Source organism: Nostoc mirabile CHAB5784 (assembly GCF_020829645.1).
In the GTDB taxonomy this organism is placed as follows: domain Bacteria; phylum Cyanobacteriota; class Cyanobacteriia; order Cyanobacteriales; family Nostocaceae; genus Nostoc; species Nostoc mirabile.
Genome location: NZ_JAIVFS010000011.1, coordinates 90,684 through 109,487, shown reverse-complemented (window position 1 = coordinate 109,487; position 18,804 = coordinate 90,684). Strand labels below are relative to the sequence as shown.

Sequence of the window (18,804 nt, the reverse complement as noted above, 5' to 3'; positions counted from 1 at the left end):
ATACTCACGATTGACGGTATCGACATCCCTACTTTAACCATCAACGGTTAATAGGATAAAAATTTTCAGTTTTCCAACAGTTTTTCTACAAGCGACGCGATTTCAAGTTGCGATCGCACAGCTGCGACTGTCTTGAAAAGTCCAGATAAATGATCCATTCAAATAACTACTTAGCAACATAGTTTATTGCTGAGAACGTACTACCAATTCCCCTTATAAACATTCGGAGTTAATCTCATGGCTGGCAAAACATATTACGTTTCTGGAACAGGCAATGATAAGAATGATGGCTTGAACCAAGGAGAGGCATTTCGCACCCTCCAAAAAGCTGCGGACTTGGTGCAGGCCGGTGATACCGTCTACGTCATGAATGGTATTTACACAAACATTTACCCTAATATCCTGAGTATTTCAGATAAGCATGGTACCGCTAATGCGCCGATCACATTTACTGCTTATCCTGGACACACACCTGTTTTAGAAGCACACAAAAACAATTGGAATGCTATCTCTATTACAGGCTCTTCTTATGTAGTAATTGAAGGGCTGACACTGCTGGGAGCACGAGATGAAACTACATTAGAATATGCGCTCGAGCATAAAGATAATTTGAATAACTCAGCAACATCTGGGAATGGTATTAGCGTTACATCTCTGGATGATAACGAAAATCAGCATTCACATCACATCACAATTAGCAATAACAAGGTTTCTAATTTTCCAGGAGGCGGGATTGTAACAATTCAAGCAGACTACATTACAGTAGAAAACAATATCGTTTCTGGAAATGCTTGGTACTCACCTTTTGGAACCCAAGGAATTACAATGTTTAAGCTTTGGAACTCTGACAACAATGTCACAGATTACAAAGTAATTATTAGAGGTAACACATCCTTTGATAATAAGCAATTAGTTCCTTGGATTAATGCAGGAGAAGTAACAGAGGGTCATGGAATAATGCTTGACACTGCTTATATTGGAAATGTTGCATACCAGGGCAAAGCCTTAATCAGTAATAACTTAGTTTACAACAATGGTGGCGCAGGTATTCAGATTTTCAAAGGAGAAAACCCTGTAGACATTGTCAATAACACAATTTACCAAAACTCACAAGAACTTTCAGTCGGAGAAATTCTCCTTAACAGTGCTAAAAATGTTCGGGTTGTTAACAATATTATGTATGCAAAGGACGGAGAGTCTGCCAGTTCTATTGCTAATTCTAGTAATTATTCATTTGATAACAACCTTGCTTACAACGGAGTTTTTAAAGGTACAGGATCAGGAAATGTATTAAACAAAGACCCGTTGTTTGTTAATGCAGCGAATGGTGACTTTAGGCTCAGACCTGGAAGTCCGGCAATCGATGGTGGTTCCAATGCTTTCAATAGCATCACTAAGAACACTCCCCTAGATGGCGATGGCGACGGCAGTGTATTGATTGATATTGGCGCATACGAAGCCCCCACCGATAAGACTCCTAGCCCCGAAATTCAAGTTCTTGATGGCACAGTTGACATTGCAGATAACAGCACTACCGCCATTAACTTTGGCGAGGTGATTGCTGGCAGCACCGTGACCAAAACTTTTACCATTAAGAATACAGGTATAGCTGCACTCAACCTGAGTAATCTCAAACTCCCCGACGGCTTTAGTTTGGTAGGAACTCTTCCATCTACTCTGGCTGCCAAGACTTCGGCGAATATAACAGTGGCACTAAATACCACCACTGGCGGAACCTACACTGGCAGCTTCAGTTTAAGCAACAACGATAGTAACGAAAGCCCCTTTAACTTTGTTATCAGTGGTAAAGTTAATGCTCCCGAAATTGAAGTTGTCAATAACAAAGTTGACATTGTAGATGGCAGCACCACTGCCATTGACTTTGGCGATGCCGCTTTCGGCAGCACCGTATTTAAAACTTTTACCATTAAGAACACGGGTAAAGCTCCACTCAACCTGACTAATCTCGAACTCCCCAACGGCTTTAGTTTGGTAGGAACTCTTCCACCTACCTTGGCTGTCAATAATTGGGCGAGTCTAACGGTGGCACTCAATACAAAAACACCTGGAACCTATGCTGGCAGCTTCAGTTTGAGCAATAACGATCCTGACGAAAGCTCCTTTGATTTTGCCATTAGGGGTAAAGTTCAGCCCGCTCCTGCCCCCGAAATTCAAGTTCTCAATGGCACAGTTAACATTGCAGATGGTAGCACCACTGCCATTAACTTTGGCAACGTCGCTTTCGGTAGTACCATAACCAAAACTTTCACCATCAAGAACACGGGTACAGCTACCCTCAACCTGAGTAATCCCAAACTCCCCGACGGCTTTAGTTTGGTAGGGACTTTTCCATATAGTGTGGCTGCCAAGGATTCAAGAAGTATAACGGTGGCACTCAATACGAATACACCTACACCTGGAACTTATGCTGGCAGTTTCAGTTTTAACAGCAACGATAGTAACGAAAGCCTGTTTAACTTTGCCATTAGTGGCACAGTTAAACCCCCTCTTGCTAGCGAAATTTATCTTCTCAATGGCACTGATAGCTCTGAGTACTTAAAAGGCAATGCCCCAGCCAACAAGATTTATGGGTTTGGGGGTGCAGATAGCATGGTAGGTAATCTAGGAAATGACCAACTTTCCGGAGGCGACGGAAACGATACTCTCTGGGGAAGTGAAGGTAATGACCTGTTGTATGGCGATAGTGGCAATGATAGGCTTTTGGGTGATAACGCTAACGATACGCTATTTGGTGGTATCGGCGATGACCAACTATTCGGGGGCGCAGGCAATGACTGGCTTTATGGGGGCTATGGCAAAGATGTACTTACAGGGGGTTATGGCGCTGACACCTTTGTATTGGCTTTAGATGAAGGCACGGACTCCATTACTGACTTTGAAATAGGTAAGGACAAGGTTGCGTTGTCAGGTAGTCTCCAGTTTGGTCAATTGTTGATACAGCAACAAGGAAGTCAAGCCTTCATTATGGATAGTTCTGATAATCAAGTGTTGGCGAAGTTGGATAATGTTAGTGCAAGTATACTTGTTGCTCAACCTTCCAATTTCATCACTATTTAGTTATGTATTTTGATAACCAAGTCTCTTCTCTTCTTAGGCTGCGCCAACGGAGCAGGTGTAGAGGAATAACTAGACAAAGAAGATTTAATATTGAGCAACTAAATTCTTTGCTGGGCTTCTCTACACCTATAACTGTAAGGGGTTGGGTTCAAAAACTAGCATTAGTCTGGTAAAAGTACAAAAAAGGGGAATATTTTGCAACACCAAAAAATAGACCTCACGGCCAGTGTTCAACTTCACTACGCGATCGCTCTCATTCATACTTTAATTGGTTTGGGTCATAGCACAGCTAATCTGCTGATTACATCTTTGACTTTCCTCTATCTTCAATTAAATATTTTGATTATGATACCTACTACCATAGATAATTAGCCAGACTTAATATAACTACTGATTAGCTTGCGATCGCAAACTTTCTAACACCCTCTGCAAAAACTTATCCCATTCTGCTGCCAAAGGAATTTCTGTAAACGGAACCCGAACTGAATCAGTAGATTCGGAAAATAGAAATTCTAACTCTATAGAACGACCTTTTTCTGGTAGATTTTCTAAATCTACTTTTTTGTCATCTACCAAAAGATATATTTGTTTCACATCAAGCAAAGAGAATGTTTCTAGTTTAATAGGCCCTTTAGGCGTAGGTTTTCCCCAAGTTAAATTGTTGCCTTTTTGACCTAATACAGCATAAATATCGTACTTAGCCCGTTCAAATTGCTCTGCCCAAGCGCGATAGGCTTCAACTTTTTGATATTCCTTCGAGCCTTGCCAAGCCAACCAGAAAAACATTACTAATAAGGGCAACCACAAAAGACCACGTTCCATCGTTTAAAAAAGTCCTGAGTGAAACTTGTAACTAAAAGTGCAAAATCCACCACTAAAGGATGGAGATAAGTTATGGTAGTGAGCAAACTGGCAAAAAGCGGTGATGAGTTAATATGAGAAAACTTATATTATTGTGCTTGTTTGTCATTGGGCTGGGATCTGCCATATTTGGTTTCCTGAATTTCCAGGGATTGGCAGCTAAAGGAGAGTTTGAGACGATTTTGCTTGATTTTCGGGAAGATATTCCATCACTTGTGGTGGAACAGGATCTGCAAGCGATCGCCAAACAATACAACGTTACACCCCAATTAGACAACAAGTTTTCCAAAAAAGATAATGTTTATATTATCAAGGGCGATCGCCAACGGCTCCAAGAACTGAAAAAATCTCAGTTTGCCCAAGCTACAGAATTCATTGAACCAAACTATATCTACAGCAAGATTCCACAACCCGGTAAAGCAGCAAGGCTTGGAGAATTTTTAAGACCCCAAGAAGATGATGAGACAACCCCCTCATTAATTGGCCCCAATGACCAATATTACAGCAAGCAGTGGAACTTGCACAAAATTGGTATTGAAGGCGCATGGAGTCAAACCAAAGGCAGTGGCATCACAGTTGCAGTAATTGACACCGGTATTACCAAGGTGCGCGACTTGTATGAGACAAAATTCGTCAAAGGCTATGATTTTGTTAACGACCGAGAAGAAGCCACAGACGATAATGGTCACGGTACTCATGTTGCCGGAACTATTGCCCAAGCCACAAATAACAAATATGGCGTAGCTGGAATTGCTTACCAAGCCAGTTTAATGCCGCTCAAGGTACTCAGTTCGTATGGTGGCGGTACTGTTGCCGATATTGCCGAAGCGATTAAATTTGCTGCTGATAAAGGCGCAGATGTGATTAATATGAGCTTAGGCGGTGGTGGTGAAAGCAAGTTGATGAAAGAAGCGATCGAGTATGCCCATAGAAAAGGCGTAGTTATCATTGCCGCAGCCGGAAATGAAAACGCCAATGGGGCAAGCTATCCAGCCCGCTATCCGTATGTAATCGGCGTTTCCGCAATTGGCCCAGATGGTGAAAGAGCGCCCTATTCTAACTTTGGTGCTGGGGTAGATATCTCTGCTCCTGGTGGTAGTGAAGCTGGTAAGATTCTCCAAGAAACTATTGACGAAAACGGCGAAGGGGTATTTCTGGGTTTCCAGGGTACAAGCATGGCTTCTCCCCACGTTGCTGGTGTTGCGGCATTAATCAAAGCTGCTGGCATCAAAGAACCAGATGAAATTTTAAAAGTCCTCAAACAGTCGGCGCGAGTTATCCAGGATGATGGTTTAAACTATTATGGTGCTGGACAACTCAATGCAGAAGCAGCAGTCAAACTAGCCTTCGCGGGGCAAATCAGTTTCCCCGATTTCTTTCGGTGGTTACGGGATAACGGCTATCTTAACCCCGGCTTTTGGATTGATGGTGGTGCGATCGCACTGTTACCCAAGATTTTAATGGTAGTTGGTTCCTATCTACTGGCTTGGTTTTTACGGGTTTACTTCCCCTTCACTTGGAGTTGGTCTTTATCTAGTGGACTAATCGCTGGCAGTTCCGGGTTATTCTTCCTCAAAGGAATCTATATTTTTGATCTTCCCCAATGGCCTTTCCGGGTTTTGGGCAGTTCAATTCCCGAACTAGGAAATACTCTCCAGGGAACCGATGCATTGAATCCCCTATTTGCTAGCGTACTGATTCCCATTGTGTTAATGGCATTGCTGCTGGGACATCCTAGTTGGAGATGGTTTGCCATTGGTTCAACCTTAGGTGTAGCAGCGTGCTTGACAGTAAGTGCATTTTTAGATCCAGCAGTTTTGGGTTTGGGAAGTGGTCACATAGCACGCCTCTTCCTCATCGCCAATGCTCTAATCTGTTATGGACTTGCTCGTTTAGCATTGAAAAATGAAGAAAAAATAGCATAAATGGGGAGTGGGGAATGGGGAATGGGGAATGGGGGAAGAATTCTTAATAACTCTCTACTCCCTACTCCCTACTCTCTACTTCCTACCCTCTACTCCCTACTCCCTACTCCCCACTCCCCCACTATGATTACACTTACAGGTACGATCGAACACCGTGATATTGGCACAGGCGCATGGGCGTTAGTCACAGAAGAGGGCGTTACTTACGAAATCCTCAGAGGGGCTGACAAAAACTTACTCAAAGCCGGACAAAAAGCAAAAGTAAAAGGACAGGTGCGTGAAGATATCATGACTACTGCCATGATTGGTCCTGTCCTAGAGGTCAAATCTTTTGAGGTAATTTAGTTCTGACTAGCTGGGGAATTCAAAACTTCTTGAAGACGGCTTCTAAATTCCCCTTTGGGATGACCTCCTTTTACTTCACCCACAATCTGAAATTCCCCTTCTGGAGAATTGCAGATGATGTAAGTAGGCCATCCCATTTCTGATTTATCGGGATACTGAGTTAATAAAATCTTGCGATACTTGCGGTAAGCAGCCGTATCCTGCATTTTTACATCGATAAATTCTAAACCCAGTTCTTGTGCCACTTTTTTGTCATAAAAAGACATTTTGTGGCAAATGCCGCACTCTTCTGAAGAGAACTTAATTACAGCTAAACTCATGGGTTGGGGACTCTTTGATTCTAGGCAAAGTTTTTTAGCATAACGCCATAAAATATTACCATATAGCTGGTCAAAATAATTCGTAATTTATAATTCGTAATTCGTAATTATTACCCCACGACTGAAGTCGGGGGCCTAATTGAGGAATAAATTTATTTGTCTCCATAAAATGTTAGTTAGTTGCTCTGTACCTTTAATTACGAATTACGAATTACGAATTAGTAATTATTTGGTCATTCTTGGCAACTTAATAGTGAAACCCTAAACCAGTAGCTTTTTCTCCTTCCCTGCTTCTAGTAGGGAAGGCGATTTTTTGGGAGTAAGGGTCAAAATGTAGAAAAAAAATTAAGAATTATGATTAAATATCATAGCAATCATTTTGGTATGGCATCTCTAGCTCATAATAAAAAGAAAGCGATTCAGGGACGGGGCGATCGGGTTATGCTTTATCCTGGCAACAGAAGCATACTCAAGGTCTACCAGCAGTAGCAACAAGTATAGTGATCCACTCCAGTTATGTGGGCGATGTCTAACGACAAGCCCGGAGTTTCGGAGTCTTTGGCTTTGCGCTACGCGTCTAAGCCAAAAAAAACCCCCAGTGGGTGTTAGCCAACCAGGGGAGTTAGTTATCAGGGTGCATCTACCAATTAAATGTTCTCAGGTAGAAGACCATACTCCGGATAAATTTGTACAAAGGTCAGTTATTTTTTAAATTAAAAAACCCCAGTTGGTGTTAACCTAACTAGGGGAGTGAGTTATCAGGGTGCATCTACCAATAATCTTTTCTAGGGGCAGCCAGTATCTTCCGGAGAAAATCGTCAAAATCGGGGTTGATGGCAATGTCTACGACGCACTACGCCGAAGCAAGTAGAAAAAACCCCCAGTGGGTTTTAGCCAACTAGGGGAGTGAGTTATCAGGGTGCATCTACCAATAATCTTTTCTACTGTAAATGGGTCGCTACCGGATAAATTAGCAGAGGTTGAATTTGTTACTGTTTATTTATCAAAGAAAAACCTCAGAGGGGTTAGTTATCAGGATTAATTTGCCAATTAAATGACTGGTGCGCTGCCTTAAATAATGGGTGCGTCAGCCCCTTTTCTTCTCTACGAGAGGCTGCGCCAACGAGACGCTGTGTTTCGACTCCGCTCAACATAAATTCGCGTTCGGGGAAGTCAAAAGTCAAAAGTCAGAAGTCAAGCATGATTGTTGCTTTAGGGCTTACGCACAAGAGATCCCCCAAACTCCTGAAAAAGTTGGCTCTTAGCGTAGCGGTAGCAACGTAGGAATGTGTAGGGTATGGAACTACTGAAAGGGTTCCCCGACTCTTAAAGCTTGCTAGCAAAAGCGTTTTTGAACAGCAGAAGCAACTGGCGTAGGCTTATTTAGATATAGGTTTCAAGCTTTTAGTGCGTAAGTTTTGTGCTTACTTCCTTCATAAAAAACCCCCCAGTGGGCGTTAGCCAACCAGGGGAGCTAGTTATCAGGGTGCATCTACCAATTAAATGTTCTAGGTTTAACCACCATGCTCCGGATAAATTTCTGAGAAAATTGATTCTTCTTTTGTGTCAAAAAAACAAGAGTGGATATGAACTGATTAAGGGAGTTAAAAATCAAGGGACATCCCATCTATTATAGGACTTACGCACGGGTAACGGAAAACGTAGACGCAAAGCGGTGAAGCAGCGCGGTCTTGGGGGTTTCCCCCATGAGCGACTGCTGTTAGCGCAGCGTTAGCGTTCGCGCAGCGTCTCGTAGAGAGGTACGAGCGTCACCCGGAGGGCAAGCCGTCCGGCTACCACAGAGAAGCCAGTGCGCCCTTGCGGTTAAGAGACTTGTCCCTTGCGCGTCTCCCCTTGGGAGAAGCAACTGGCGCGGCGCAGAGAAGCCAGTGCGCCCTTGCGGTTAAGAGACTTGTTCGCTCAAGCGCGTTCCCGTTCGCGCAGCGTCTCCGTCAGGAGAAGGGTAGCAACTGGCGCGTCACGGAGGAATGAGAGTTTGTAGAGGGTTTTTGCGTAAGTCCTATATTAATCAAGTATTCTAGGGTTAAGCACTATTTTCTGGTAGAGAATATCTGCGTCAGAAGTTGCTGTTGTTTGCCAAAATTGAAAAAAACCCCCAGTGGGTTTTAGCCAACTAGGGGAGTTGAAGATCAAGGTGCATCTACCAATTAAGTGTTCTAGTCGCAAGTAATCCGATCCGGATAAAGTTGTAAAGGCAGAAAAAGCAAAACAACTAGAATCAGAAACATTCAGGGGTGGGATGCATCTAAGTTATCAGAGGGAGCGAAGAATCGACTTGAAACTTTCGCGTTTCAAACCAGATTTAGGAGGCAAACAGGAGAAACTGTGACCCAGGAATTCCACATTTCGGTAACTCCTGTAGGGCAAAATGACTACTTGGTGCGGACGGAACAAGTCGCGCCTGGGGTACCATTGGCAGAAGAATTGGTGACTTGGCCTGTAGCTGATTGGTTGATGGCTGCTGGGCATTTGATGAATGATCCGTTGAAGTCGGTGTTGCAGGGAGATATATTCGCCTCTGCTGGGCAGGAAAGCAATATCGCCAGAAACTCTGTTAATTTGGTGGCGTTGGGTCAACAATTTTATAACGCCCTATTTCAAGGCACTCTCAGGGATAGTTGGATTACTGCCCAAGGTATTGCCCAGAACCATCAACAAGTACTACGCTTACGCTTGGGGCTAAAAGACACGAGGCTAGCTCGTTTGCCTTGGGAAGTGATGCACGCAGGCGATCGCCCTCTGGCTACCGGGCCTTATATCGCTTTTTCTCGCTTCCAAAGTGGAATTTTGGGGGCTTCCCCTTTGCGATCCCTGCGGGGGGCTACGCCTACGCAAAATATGCCCACGCCACTACAACAAGGTGGTGTAAAAGTATTGATGGTAATTGCTTCCCCCTCAGATCAAGTCCGCCTTGACTTACAGACACAGGAAGCTATCAAACTGCAAGCAGAACTTCACCGTATACCACGACTTGCTGAAAATAGCAATCGTTTCCCAGAAATTGAACTCACTGTATTAGATCAACCAGGGCGGGAAGAACTGACGCAAGCTCTAGAACAAGGCAGATACCATGTTCTCCACTACTCTGGTCATAGTAACTTAGGTTCTAATGGCGGAGAAATTTATCTTGCTAGTCGCAGAACTGGCTTAACGGAAATTTTGACTGGAGACGATCTGGCTGGTTTGCTCGTCAACAATAATATCCAAATGGCAGTGTTTAACTCCTGCTTGGGGGCGTATACACCTCCATCTGATCCCTCTGGAGATACTGGCGAACGAAACCTGGCAGAAAGTCTGGTGAAGCGCGGAATTAGAAGCGTTTTGGCGATGTCAGAACGGATTCCTGATGAAGTGGCGTTAACGCTCACACAATTGTTTTACCGCAACTTGAGTCAGGGATATCCAGTAGATTTGTGCGTCAGTCGGGTGCGCCAAGGATTAATTTCTGCTTATGGTTCTCACCAGATGTACTGGGCATTACCGATTTTGTATCTCCAGCCAGAATTTGACGGTTTTCTGAGCCAGGAAACTGAGTTATCGGAAAGTGCAAAGTCCAACCAGTATAATTCGCCTTTAGGGGCAACTTCTACGATGTACTCTGCTATGGCAGATGATAGCGAGATGCCTTTAGGAATGGAGCATATGATTCCTTCTGGTTTGGCGCGTGATTCTGGGTTGGACTGGCTAGGTGAAGATACTTGGGGCGATCTTGTTGATGAAATTGAGTATGATGACCCAAGTTATGCAGAAGATTGTGCTATAGTTTCGGATTTATTTCGTCAGCTAGATAACCAAACAGCTCCAACTGAACTGGATCAACAAATTTCAGAAAATAGTCTTCAGCAAAGCCAGGTTTCAGAAGAAATGACTTCTTCGCAAGAGGAAGCAGATTTGTGGGGAGAAGCCCCAACACCGCCACCTCAAACTCCTGGAAACTTGGAAGGAAATTGGCAAAATTCTGCTGATTTTTTGCGTAGGCGTAGCCCGCCGCAGGCATCGCAACCAGCTCCACCAAGAAATCGTACTCGTCGCCGCAAGCTTTGGCCAATTGTGGGTATTGTGGGGATCAGTGCTTTAGCTGCTGCGATCGGTTTAAATTGGTGGTGGCATCGACCCCAGCAGCCAATTCTGCCTAACATACCAGTAATTCCCACCCAGTCTTTACCTATTAAAAAGCAGCAAAATACCGATTTCCAAACAGCAGAGACTGGAATTGTCACCGCCACCGCTACAGAAAAATTGAGCCAGGGCGACTTGCAAAGTGGGTTATTGGCTGTAGAAGAACTACTCAATCGTGGCGCACTGAGTGCGGCTGAAACTGCCCTGAAACTGATTCCAAATAAACAAGCTGACGAGCCATCTGTCAACTTTTACAAGGGACGGTTAGCGTGGCAGTCTATCCAAACTGGAGACAATAACTATAGCGTCGATGATGCCCGCCGTTACTGGGAAACTGCTGCAAGAGCTAACCCAGAATCGCTTTTGTATAATAACGCTTTGGGATTTGCTTACTACACTGAAGGCGATTTAAATCGAGCTAATGATTCTTGGTTCAAGGCTTTGAATTTAGCTCTCAAAGAGCAGAACACAGACTCAACATTTACAAAGACAGCAGTGCCTCAAGATGCTTTAACTTCCTATGCTGGTTTAGCTCTCGGACTGTATAAATCTGCACTGAGTCAGTCTAATGGTAAGCAGACACAATATCTGAATGAAGCGATAAAGCTACGGCAAATGGTTCTCAAGTCTGATCCTGTAAATTTCCAGGTAGATCAATTAGCTAAAAATTGGCTGTGGACGGAGAAGGCGATTGAAGATTGGCGATCGCTCCTTCAGGAGAAAGGTGAAGAACAGTAGAAGGAGTTAGGAGTTAGGAGTTAAAATTCCAAATTAACTGGTTAGTAAAGGGTAATTTGTTTTATAAGTTATTACCCAAGTAACTATTTAATTACTTCAAAATAGCCGAGGAAAGTTGCTGTGTACTCTGGATAAATCAAGATATATTCAGGTATCCATAAAGCCCTTGGCGGCTGCTATGACAATGCTAACAGCAGGATGATCAACTGCTTTTTCCAGAGCTTCTGATCCTGCTTCTTTCAGGGCATTGATAATTCGAGCTTTCAATTTTGGCTTCTGTTCTATTTCTTCTACTGCTTTGACGCCAACAATCGCAGTATTAGAATATTCCTGTGACAGTTCATCTAAAAGTTCTTTAATATCTTTTGCAGCTTGTGCCAAGTTTTGTGAGTTGTTGATTTGAGTGCCGATTTTATCACGCATAACTTTATCGCTACCAATGTTATCCCCAGAGCCATATTGATGATTTACTGTTGACATTGATTTAGTTTCCTTTTGACGAATTTGATTTTGTTCTTGAACTTGATTTAGGTTGATATTTATATTAGATGATATTTGCGGAGATTGAGGAGGATTTGGTTCAACCCTTAACTGCTCTACAAAAAACCTCTCTTTACCCCCCTTTATCACATCATCAATTAAGCCCGACACCTTAACCATTTGATAGCTTTTTTGACATTGAATGCCTTCTTGGTTATCAGCTACAAACTGTCGCAATATCTCAAAGGGGTAAAAGTGTGGTTCTTGGCTATCTTTGCAGATGTTGTAGCAATTACAGGGGATTAACTTGTTGTACTTCAGTCGCTTATACAAGGTATGAATTTTATCGAGTTCATGTGTAACTATGGTCATCAAATCTCTTTTGTAATGACCTGAGAATCGAATCTTAATCTCCCGCTTGCTGTAATATTCAATTACCTCTGCTTTCGTCTGGTCTTTACTGAGAACAACCCCACTTTTCCAAACACATTTTTGTTCATTAATCAACTCATGCATGGCGACGATGAATTGGGTGATGATGCCTTTGGGCATGAACTCGTAGGTGTAACGCAGAATCAGGTTGTTAGTTTCATTCCAATCATAGGAAGGTTGATTAGCAGATAGCAATTGTGGCGCAATATACTTTCCTTGGCTTCTAGGAATTTCGTAGCACAGTTTGAAGTTGATCATCAGGCGCAAGAGTTCATCATGCATCGTGGTGTATTCGTCTTCACACCAGATGTTTGCCAAATCAGACCGGGTAAAACTGCCCAGGTTACGAATCACCTTTTCATTATCCAGCACTTTGTAGACTGCATCAGTTCCCCACTTGGGTTTGAGGATGACGGTTTTGTTCAAAAGTGGGTCTTCTTGGAAATGCAAGCATACTCCAAAATCGTGCAGATAGCTGCTCAACTGCAACTTGTAATTTCTTTGGGTGAACCCATTTTGTTGGCAGATGTTCAGGTATTCATCCAAGCTGATGTAATTGCGTGCGTCACTCTCCAAAGCTTCCCGGACTCTAACCCAGGTTTTTGGAAGAGGATTGCCAATATGGGGCAGGTTTTTAATATAATGCTTGATTTGTTCTAAAACTTTTTCTAAACCTTTATTGTCAGCAAGGTTTGTTGGTAAAGTCTCCTTCAAATTAGTAAACTGTCCCCGTAACTCACGTTCATTGATTTCTCGGTGGCGGTTTTGCTTCTCATTTTTAATGATTAGCAGTGGACTGTTATCACTTAACAGTTCCACCACATTCAACCAGTAATGAAAATCAGTGTCTTCCTTGCGCGTATCTGCCACTAAAACGTAGAGGGAACGCTTGGTGAGGAAAAACTGGTGAGTCGCATGGTAAATCTCTTGCCCACCAAAATCCCAGACATTGACTCGAAATTCTCGCCTATTTTCCATTGGAAAATGCCACTGGATTACCTCAATTCCCTTCGTAGAGTCTTCCTCTCGGAGTTTATAATTTTGGTTTTCAATTTTCTTTGCCAGTGTTGTCTTCCCTGCTCCTCCTTCGCCGACAATTAGTAACTTTGCTTCGCACAGATAATCTGTACCTTCTACTTGTATTTGTCGGAGATAATCCTTAATCGCCTTAATACCTTTTTCAACAACTTCTTGCGGTGGCTTCTCGATGGGATTGTAGTTTAAATTCAGGGAAGTGAGTTGTTGCAGACTGGTAATCGCTTCTGGCAGCATCGTTAATTTGTTGCCGTTTAAATCCAGGGAAGTAAGTTGTTGCAGGCGGGCGATCACTTCTGGCAGTGTCGTTAATTGGTTGAAGCTTAAATCCAAGGAAGTGAGTTGTTGCAGGCGGGTGATGGCTTCTGGCAGTGTTGTTAATCGGTTGCGGCTTAAATCCAGGGAAGTGAGTTGTTCTAGGCGGGTGATGGCTTCTGGCAGTGTTGTTAATCGGTTGCGGCTTAAATCCAGGGTGATGAGTTGTTGCAGGCGGGCGATCGCTTCTGGCAGCGTTGTTAATTTGTTGCGGCTTAAATCCAGGGTGATGAGTTGTTGCAGGCGGGCGATCGCTTCTGGCAGCGTCGTTAATTTGTTGCCGTTTAAATCCAGGGAAGTAAGTTGTTGCAGGTGGGCGATCACTTCTGGCAGCGTCGTTAGTTGGTTGTCCCTTAAATTCAGAGAAGTGAGTTGTTGCAGGTGGGCGATCGCTTCTGGCAGCGTCGCTAATTGGCTGTCCCTTAAATTCAGAGAAGTGAGTTGTTGCAGGTGGGTGATCGCTTCTGGCAGCGTTGTTAATTCGTTGAAGCTTAAATCCAGGGAAGTGAGTTGTTGCAGGTGGGCGATCGCTTCTGGCAGCGTCGTTAATTTGTTGCCCCTTAAATCCAGGGAAGTGAGTTGTTGCAGGTGGGCAATCGCTTCTGGCAGCGTTGTTAATCGGTTGTCCCTTAAATGCAGGGTAGTAAGTTGTTGCAGGCGGGCGATTGCTTCTGGCAGTGTCGTTAATTCGTTGCCGATTAAATTCAGGGAAGTGAGTTGTTGCAGGCGGGCGATCGCTTCTGGCAGTGTCGTTAATTCGTTGAAGCTTAAATTGAAAACCTCCAACCATTCCAGTTCAAACACCTCAGCAGGAATCTCTGTTAATTTTTCCTTGGCGTCAGTATTCCAATCATTGCTTAAATCTAATTCTTTAAGCCGTTTCTCTTTCGCTTCTCGGATTTTTTCAAATAAATGTTGACACCTGTTTGCCATACTGAAGTTCACCTGTTAACGAAAATTCTATGTAATGCCCCTGATTCGCTGGACAATTTCGCAACCACTAACAACCACTAATATTTTGCACTAATCCCAGCAACCGCCACAGGTTAGAAACCTATGGCTGATAGCGAAAGTCCTCTTGAGAGGACTAAATTCTTTTTAGACTTAGGTTTTAGTCTACTTGAGTGGCTTTGGCTATTGGTTCCTAGAACTTCGAGTTTCAGGCGATCGCGGCTACTAATTAAGAATGCTGCAAGATATCAAAGCAATCTACTATCTTGTGTAAGACTACACGAGTGTTAATAATTTTTACTGAATCTAAAAATAATTTATCATTACCAATGACTCAGATTAGCTTGTAAACGAGTCTTTGATACTCATTAATGGGGCTATGAACTCCGTTAATGAGTCTTTGATACTCATGAACGAGTATATTTTGCCAGTTAATGAGTATATTTTGCCGGTTAAAGAGGATATTTTGCTGGTTAACGAGTATATTTTGCCGGTTAAAGAGGATATTTTGCTGGTTAACGAGTATATTTTGCCAGTTAATGAGTATATTTTGCCGATTAATGAGGATATTTTGCCGATTAATGAGGATATTTTGTCGGTTCACGAGTCTTTGTAATTTGTCGATGAATCTCAAATACTCATGGACGAGTTTTTGAGACTCATTCACGAATACTTGGAACTTGTGAATGAGTATTTGAGCCTTGTAGATGAGTATTTCAGACTCGCGCACGAGTGTTTGTCACTCATTAATGAGTTGTAATGACTCTCAATACGGTTCGGTTAAAGTTTTAATATTTTGAAGATCCCCCCAACCCCCCTTAAAAAGGCAGGGCTGTTTCATTCCATTTCAAACAGGATTTGTCAAGATGGTTAGCGATAAAATTGTAAATAAGGGTGACAATAAGATGAACATTTAAGCCCTTAAATATCAGTAAAATAGTTCATTTTATCGGCACGCTGGTAACAAAATAACCAATTTTTAATTGCTAGAACCCTTGATTTTTAAAGCTCTTTGGGGAATGAAACAGCCCTGCCTTAAAAAGGGGGGCTTAGTTCCCTCCTTTTTAAGGAGGGTTAGGGAGGATCAAGTATTATTGGTCTTTAGCCGTTTTTTACACGACTTCTCCAGCCTGAAAAATCTGTTCAGCAGTTAAATTCAACTCTGGGAACGCTAGCGAGTCAATGCGATCGCTTCTCCTAAATTGCCTAACTTGATACTCACCTTCAATTAGTTGGTAAATCGAAATAGTTGGTTGTTTAGGATTGCCAATAAAGTTCCTACCACCTAAACCTAAATAGTCTACAATCCAATATTCAGGTATTCCGACCTCTTCATATTTACCTGCTTTGGTAAAATAGTCGTCTCGCCAGTTGGTACTTACCACTTCAATTACTAAAGGAATTGATGCCGCTTGGCTTACAGTAGATTCTTTTTTCCACAGAGGTTCATTTACTAAATTAGAGTTATTCAACAACAGTACATCTGGTGAGTAAGCTGCTTCGCTCTGATTCGGTTTAATGAATGCTGTTTTGGGGATGAAATAAGGTAGTTTTAAACGTTTGTATTCTGTAACTATTTCCCCAACTAAAAATCCAACAATTTGTTCATGTTCACCTGTGGGAGGAGCCATTTCGACAATTACTCCGTCATGCAGTTCATAGCGTCGTTGTGAGTTTTCTGGATACCAAGCGATAAATTCATCAAATGTTACTAGTTTGCGTAAGGTTTGAGTCATACTTTCCTCTTGCTTTAAAGTCAGATAAAAATTTAAACCTTAGCCACCTAAATCACGCAACTTCTCCAGCCCGAAAAATCTGTTCAGCAGTTAAATTCAACTCTGGGAACGCTAGCGACTGAATGCGATCATTTCCCCTAAATTGCCTAACTTGATACTCGCCTTCAATTAGTTGGTAAATCGAGATAGTTGGTTGTTTAGGATTGCCAATAAAGCGCCTACCACCTAAACCTAGATAATCTACAATCCAATATTCAGGAATGCCCAAAGACTCGTAATCTTCTAGCTTTAAAGCATAATCATCACTCCAGTTGGTTGAAACAACTTCTACAACCAACTTGACGGAACTACCCCGCGTAATGATAGATTCTTTTTTCCAACGAGGTTCATCTCTAACAGCTTGTCTATCAAGAACGATGACATCTGGTTCATAACCTGAATCAGTGTTAAGTGACTTGATGACGCATTCTTTAGGGATAAAACAAGGAATAGACAAACGGGTGATTTCAATAAACAAAGAACCATTGATGAACCCGGCTATCTCTGAGTGCTTCCCTTTTGGTTTAGGCATTTCAACAATTACCCCATCATGTAGTTCATAATGCCTGTCTGAAGATTCAGGATACCAGGCGATAAAATCGTCAAAGGTTACTTGTTTGGTTAAAGCTTGAATCATACTTTGCCCTTTGTTAATTTAAAATGAAAAGCAGAGTCTCCTGAATTGCATTACCTGTCAAATCCAGGAAACGAAAAATTATATAATTTCCTGGGGGTAAAAATGGAAACAAAAAAATTGCGATCGCATATTGGGACAGATGGGATATTGCACATTCAGACACCCACTGATTATAAAGATACATCTGTAGAAGTAGTGGTAGTTGTGCAGCCGTTAGATAAAACAGACCTTGCACCATGCGATGACACTATACTGCAATATAACGCTTGGGGAAAGCCGACGACAAAAAAATCAATTCAAGAAGCAATTGCCAAAATGCAACAACTGCGGCGAGAAGTAGCCTTAGATAAAACCTCAATCCGCGAAATGCTTGAAGAGGGGCGAAGGTTTTAATGGAGTTTGTTTTGGATTGTTCTGTAGCAATTAGCTGGTGTTTAGTGGATGAAAACGATGATTATGCTAATGCCATACTGGCAATGATGCCAGATTCTGAAGCTTTTGTACCAGGAATTTGGTCGCTGGAGATTGCGAATACTCTTGTCGTGGCTGAACGACGTAACCGTATGACTAAAAAACAATCTGAGCAAGCTATTGCTTTGTTACAGTCACTATTAATTCAGGTTGATTTATTTACGGATGCAAAGGCGTTGGATGCAACCTTGAAGCTAGCACGACAGGAAGGTTTAGCAGCTTATGACGCAGCTTATTTAGAATTGGCGTTGCGGTTACAATTGCCGTTAGCAACTCTTGATACTCGGTTAGCAGAGGCGGCGACTCGTTGCGGTGTGGGGTTAGTAGTTGTAGACAAGGAAACATGAAATCAAGGCTGATGGGGCGTTTGTCACACCTTCCCATGCGAAACCGGGGAATCGCGTTCCCTGTGAAAGTCAGGGAACGAGAAAAACACGAAAATTTAAACTTTTGCCGCAGGACTTGGTAAACTCACTTTCAATCGCTTAAACATCGCTTCTCGTGCTTGGATAGCGAGGCTATCGTCAAAAGGTTTTAAGGTAATTTCCTGCTGATACTTTAGCCGCAGCGCTGTTTGAATTAACCAATCGGCGACAAAGGGATTTTTCGGTAACAAAGGGCCGTGAGAATAAGTAGCGATCGCATTCTGATAAAATGCTCCTTCTGTCCCATCTTCACCATTATTTCCCAAACCGTACACCACTCGCCCCAATGCTTCCACTTTCCCCAACTTGGTGCGTCCGCCGTGATTTTCAAAGCCTACCAAATATGGTGTGCTACCCGTCATCTCTTTTAAATCTCGCGCTAGGCGTGAAGCTGTCACTTCAATTACCAAGTTACCAATACAGCGCTTAGTATTTTCACCAGGATGCACGGAAACTAAATCGAGTATTCCTAAACCATCAATCCGTTGTCCCAAGCCTGGTTCATAATAATGTCCCAGTAATTGGGGTGAACCACAAGTAAATACTCCTGGTGTTGCATTTTCGATTTTCTCGCGCATCGCGTCAGCTTTTGCACCTTGCAAATCACGCATGACAATTTCTTGCTGACGGTCTTGTGCGCCACCACCAACGATTACATCTACAGTTTTAATATCTGCGGCTGTGGCATTTTGATCTAGGGGTAACACTTTAACATCGTATCCCCGCCACTCGGCGCGACGTTCTATAGTAATTACATTACCGCGATCGCCATAGGTACTCATCAGCGTCGGGTACAACCAACCTATTGTTAATTCCAAATTTTGATAACTCATAAATTTAGGGAATGGGGCATGGGGCATTGGGCATAGAAAATAA

At 42.8% G+C, this 18,804-nt stretch carries 14 protein-coding genes; 8 read left to right on the top strand and 6 right to left on the bottom strand.

Annotated elements, in window-relative coordinates:
* Nucleotides 1-237 precede the first annotated feature (237 nt).
* Nucleotides 238-3,078 (top strand): choice-of-anchor D domain-containing protein, encoded by a 2,841-nt coding sequence (locus tag LC653_RS46790; protein ID WP_308189064.1) that lies wholly within the window; start codon nt 238-240, stop codon nt 3,076-3,078.
* A 195-nt stretch (nt 3,079-3,273) separates the two neighbouring features.
* A complete protein-coding gene (locus tag LC653_RS10435) occupies nt 3,274-3,450 on the top strand; it encodes a hypothetical protein (protein ID WP_229494411.1) in 177 nt (58 codons plus the stop codon).
* A gap of 15 nt (nt 3,451-3,465) precedes the next feature.
* Here the strand turns inward: LC653_RS10435 and LC653_RS10430 are convergent, their stop codons facing one another.
* The gene (locus tag LC653_RS10430) at nt 3,466-3,900 is read right to left on the bottom strand and encodes a hypothetical protein (protein ID WP_229494410.1); all 435 of its coding nucleotides are present in this window, start codon (nt 3,898-3,900) and stop codon (nt 3,466-3,468) included.
* A gap of 113 nt (nt 3,901-4,013) precedes the next feature.
* Between LC653_RS10430 and LC653_RS10425 the strand changes: the two genes are divergently transcribed.
* Both LC653_RS10425 and LC653_RS10420 read left to right on the top strand, forming a co-directional pair.
* On the top strand, nt 4,014-5,864 hold the full coding sequence (locus LC653_RS10425) for a S8 family peptidase (protein WP_229494409.1): 1,851 nt from the start codon (nt 4,014-4,016) through the stop codon (nt 5,862-5,864).
* A gap of 123 nt (nt 5,865-5,987) precedes the next feature.
* Nucleotides 5,988-6,209, top strand: a complete 222-nt coding sequence (locus tag LC653_RS10420; RefSeq protein ID WP_229494440.1) for a hypothetical protein — start codon at nt 5,988-5,990, stop codon at nt 6,207-6,209.
* Here LC653_RS10420 and LC653_RS10415 read toward each other — a convergent pair.
* On the bottom strand, nt 6,206-6,529 hold the full coding sequence (locus LC653_RS10415; protein WP_229494408.1) for a thioredoxin family protein: 324 nt from the start codon (nt 6,527-6,529) through the stop codon (nt 6,206-6,208). The genes LC653_RS10420 and LC653_RS10415 overlap by 4 nt on opposite strands.
* A 2,346-nt stretch (nt 6,530-8,875) precedes the next feature.
* On the opposite strand from LC653_RS10415, the gene hetF reads away from it, so the two are divergent.
* Nucleotides 8,876-11,407 (top strand): cell division protein HetF, encoded by a 2,532-nt coding sequence (gene hetF / locus LC653_RS10410; protein ID WP_229494407.1) that lies wholly within the window; start codon nt 8,876-8,878, stop codon nt 11,405-11,407.
* A 147-nt stretch (nt 11,408-11,554) separates the two neighbouring features.
* Here the strand turns inward: hetF and LC653_RS10405 are convergent, their stop codons facing one another.
* Nucleotides 11,555-14,602 carry a COR domain-containing protein gene (locus tag LC653_RS10405; protein ID WP_229494406.1) on the bottom strand — a complete coding sequence of 1,016 codons (3,048 nt, stop codon included), beginning with the start codon at nt 14,600-14,602 and terminating at the stop codon, nt 11,555-11,557.
* 397 nt (nt 14,603-14,999) lie between these two features.
* Between LC653_RS10405 and LC653_RS10400 the strand changes: the two genes are divergently transcribed.
* Nucleotides 15,000-15,236: a hypothetical protein gene (locus LC653_RS10400; protein WP_229494405.1), complete on the top strand. Its 237-nt coding sequence runs from the start codon at nt 15,000-15,002 to the stop codon at nt 15,234-15,236.
* Between the two features lie 496 nt (nt 15,237-15,732).
* Here the strand turns inward: LC653_RS10400 and LC653_RS10395 are convergent, their stop codons facing one another.
* Nucleotides 15,733-16,356 carry a Uma2 family endonuclease gene (locus tag LC653_RS10395; protein WP_229494404.1) on the bottom strand — a complete coding sequence of 208 codons (624 nt, stop codon included), beginning with the start codon at nt 16,354-16,356 and terminating at the stop codon, nt 15,733-15,735.
* 52 nt (nt 16,357-16,408) lie between these two features.
* Nucleotides 16,409-17,032 carry a Uma2 family endonuclease gene (locus LC653_RS10390; protein ID WP_229494403.1) on the bottom strand — a complete coding sequence of 208 codons (624 nt, stop codon included), beginning with the start codon at nt 17,030-17,032 and terminating at the stop codon, nt 16,409-16,411.
* A 102-nt stretch (nt 17,033-17,134) separates the two neighbouring features.
* On the opposite strand from LC653_RS10390, the gene LC653_RS10385 reads away from it, so the two are divergent.
* Nucleotides 17,135-17,425 carry a hypothetical protein gene (locus LC653_RS10385; protein WP_229494402.1) on the top strand — a complete coding sequence of 97 codons (291 nt, stop codon included), beginning with the start codon at nt 17,135-17,137 and terminating at the stop codon, nt 17,423-17,425.
* The gene (locus tag LC653_RS10380; RefSeq protein ID WP_229494401.1) at nt 17,425-17,850 is read left to right on the top strand and encodes a type II toxin-antitoxin system VapC family toxin; all 426 of its coding nucleotides are present in this window, start codon (nt 17,425-17,427) and stop codon (nt 17,848-17,850) included. Before LC653_RS10385 ends, LC653_RS10380 begins: the two co-directional genes overlap by 1 nt.
* A gap of 95 nt (nt 17,851-17,945) precedes the next feature.
* Here LC653_RS10380 and LC653_RS10375 read toward each other — a convergent pair whose 3' ends face one another.
* On the bottom strand, nt 17,946-18,761 hold the full coding sequence (locus LC653_RS10375; protein ID WP_229494400.1) for a type 1 glutamine amidotransferase: 816 nt from the start codon (nt 18,759-18,761) through the stop codon (nt 17,946-17,948).
* Nucleotides 18,762-18,804 lie beyond the last annotated feature (43 nt).

What these genes read in the sequence shown, in the direction of transcription:
- LC653_RS46790 (WP_308189064.1), top strand. Translation starts at nt 238, where the DNA reads ATGGCTGGCAAAACATATTACGTTTCTGGAACAGGCAATGATAAGAAT.
- LC653_RS10430 (WP_229494410.1), bottom strand. Translation starts at nt 3,900, where the DNA reads ATGGAACGTGGTCTTTTGTGGTTGCCCTTATTAGTAATGTTTTTCTGG.
- LC653_RS10425 (WP_229494409.1), top strand. Translation starts at nt 4,014, where the DNA reads ATGAGAAAACTTATATTATTGTGCTTGTTTGTCATTGGGCTGGGATCT.
- LC653_RS10420 (WP_229494440.1), top strand. Translation starts at nt 5,988, where the DNA reads ATGATTACACTTACAGGTACGATCGAACACCGTGATATTGGCACAGGC.
- LC653_RS10415 (WP_229494408.1), bottom strand. Translation starts at nt 6,529, where the DNA reads ATGAGTTTAGCTGTAATTAAGTTCTCTTCAGAAGAGTGCGGCATTTGC.
- LC653_RS10405 (WP_229494406.1), bottom strand. Translation starts at nt 14,602, where the DNA reads ATGGCAAACAGGTGTCAACATTTATTTGAAAAAATCCGAGAAGCGAAA.
- LC653_RS10400 (WP_229494405.1), top strand. Translation starts at nt 15,000, where the DNA reads ATGAACTCCGTTAATGAGTCTTTGATACTCATGAACGAGTATATTTTG.
- LC653_RS10395 (WP_229494404.1), bottom strand. Translation starts at nt 16,356, where the DNA reads ATGACTCAAACCTTACGCAAACTAGTAACATTTGATGAATTTATCGCT.
- LC653_RS10390 (WP_229494403.1), bottom strand. Translation starts at nt 17,032, where the DNA reads ATGATTCAAGCTTTAACCAAACAAGTAACCTTTGACGATTTTATCGCC.
- LC653_RS10385 (WP_229494402.1), top strand. Translation starts at nt 17,135, where the DNA reads ATGGAAACAAAAAAATTGCGATCGCATATTGGGACAGATGGGATATTG.
- LC653_RS10380 (WP_229494401.1), top strand. Translation starts at nt 17,425, where the DNA reads ATGGAGTTTGTTTTGGATTGTTCTGTAGCAATTAGCTGGTGTTTAGTG.
- LC653_RS10375 (WP_229494400.1), bottom strand. Translation starts at nt 18,761, where the DNA reads ATGAGTTATCAAAATTTGGAATTAACAATAGGTTGGTTGTACCCGACG.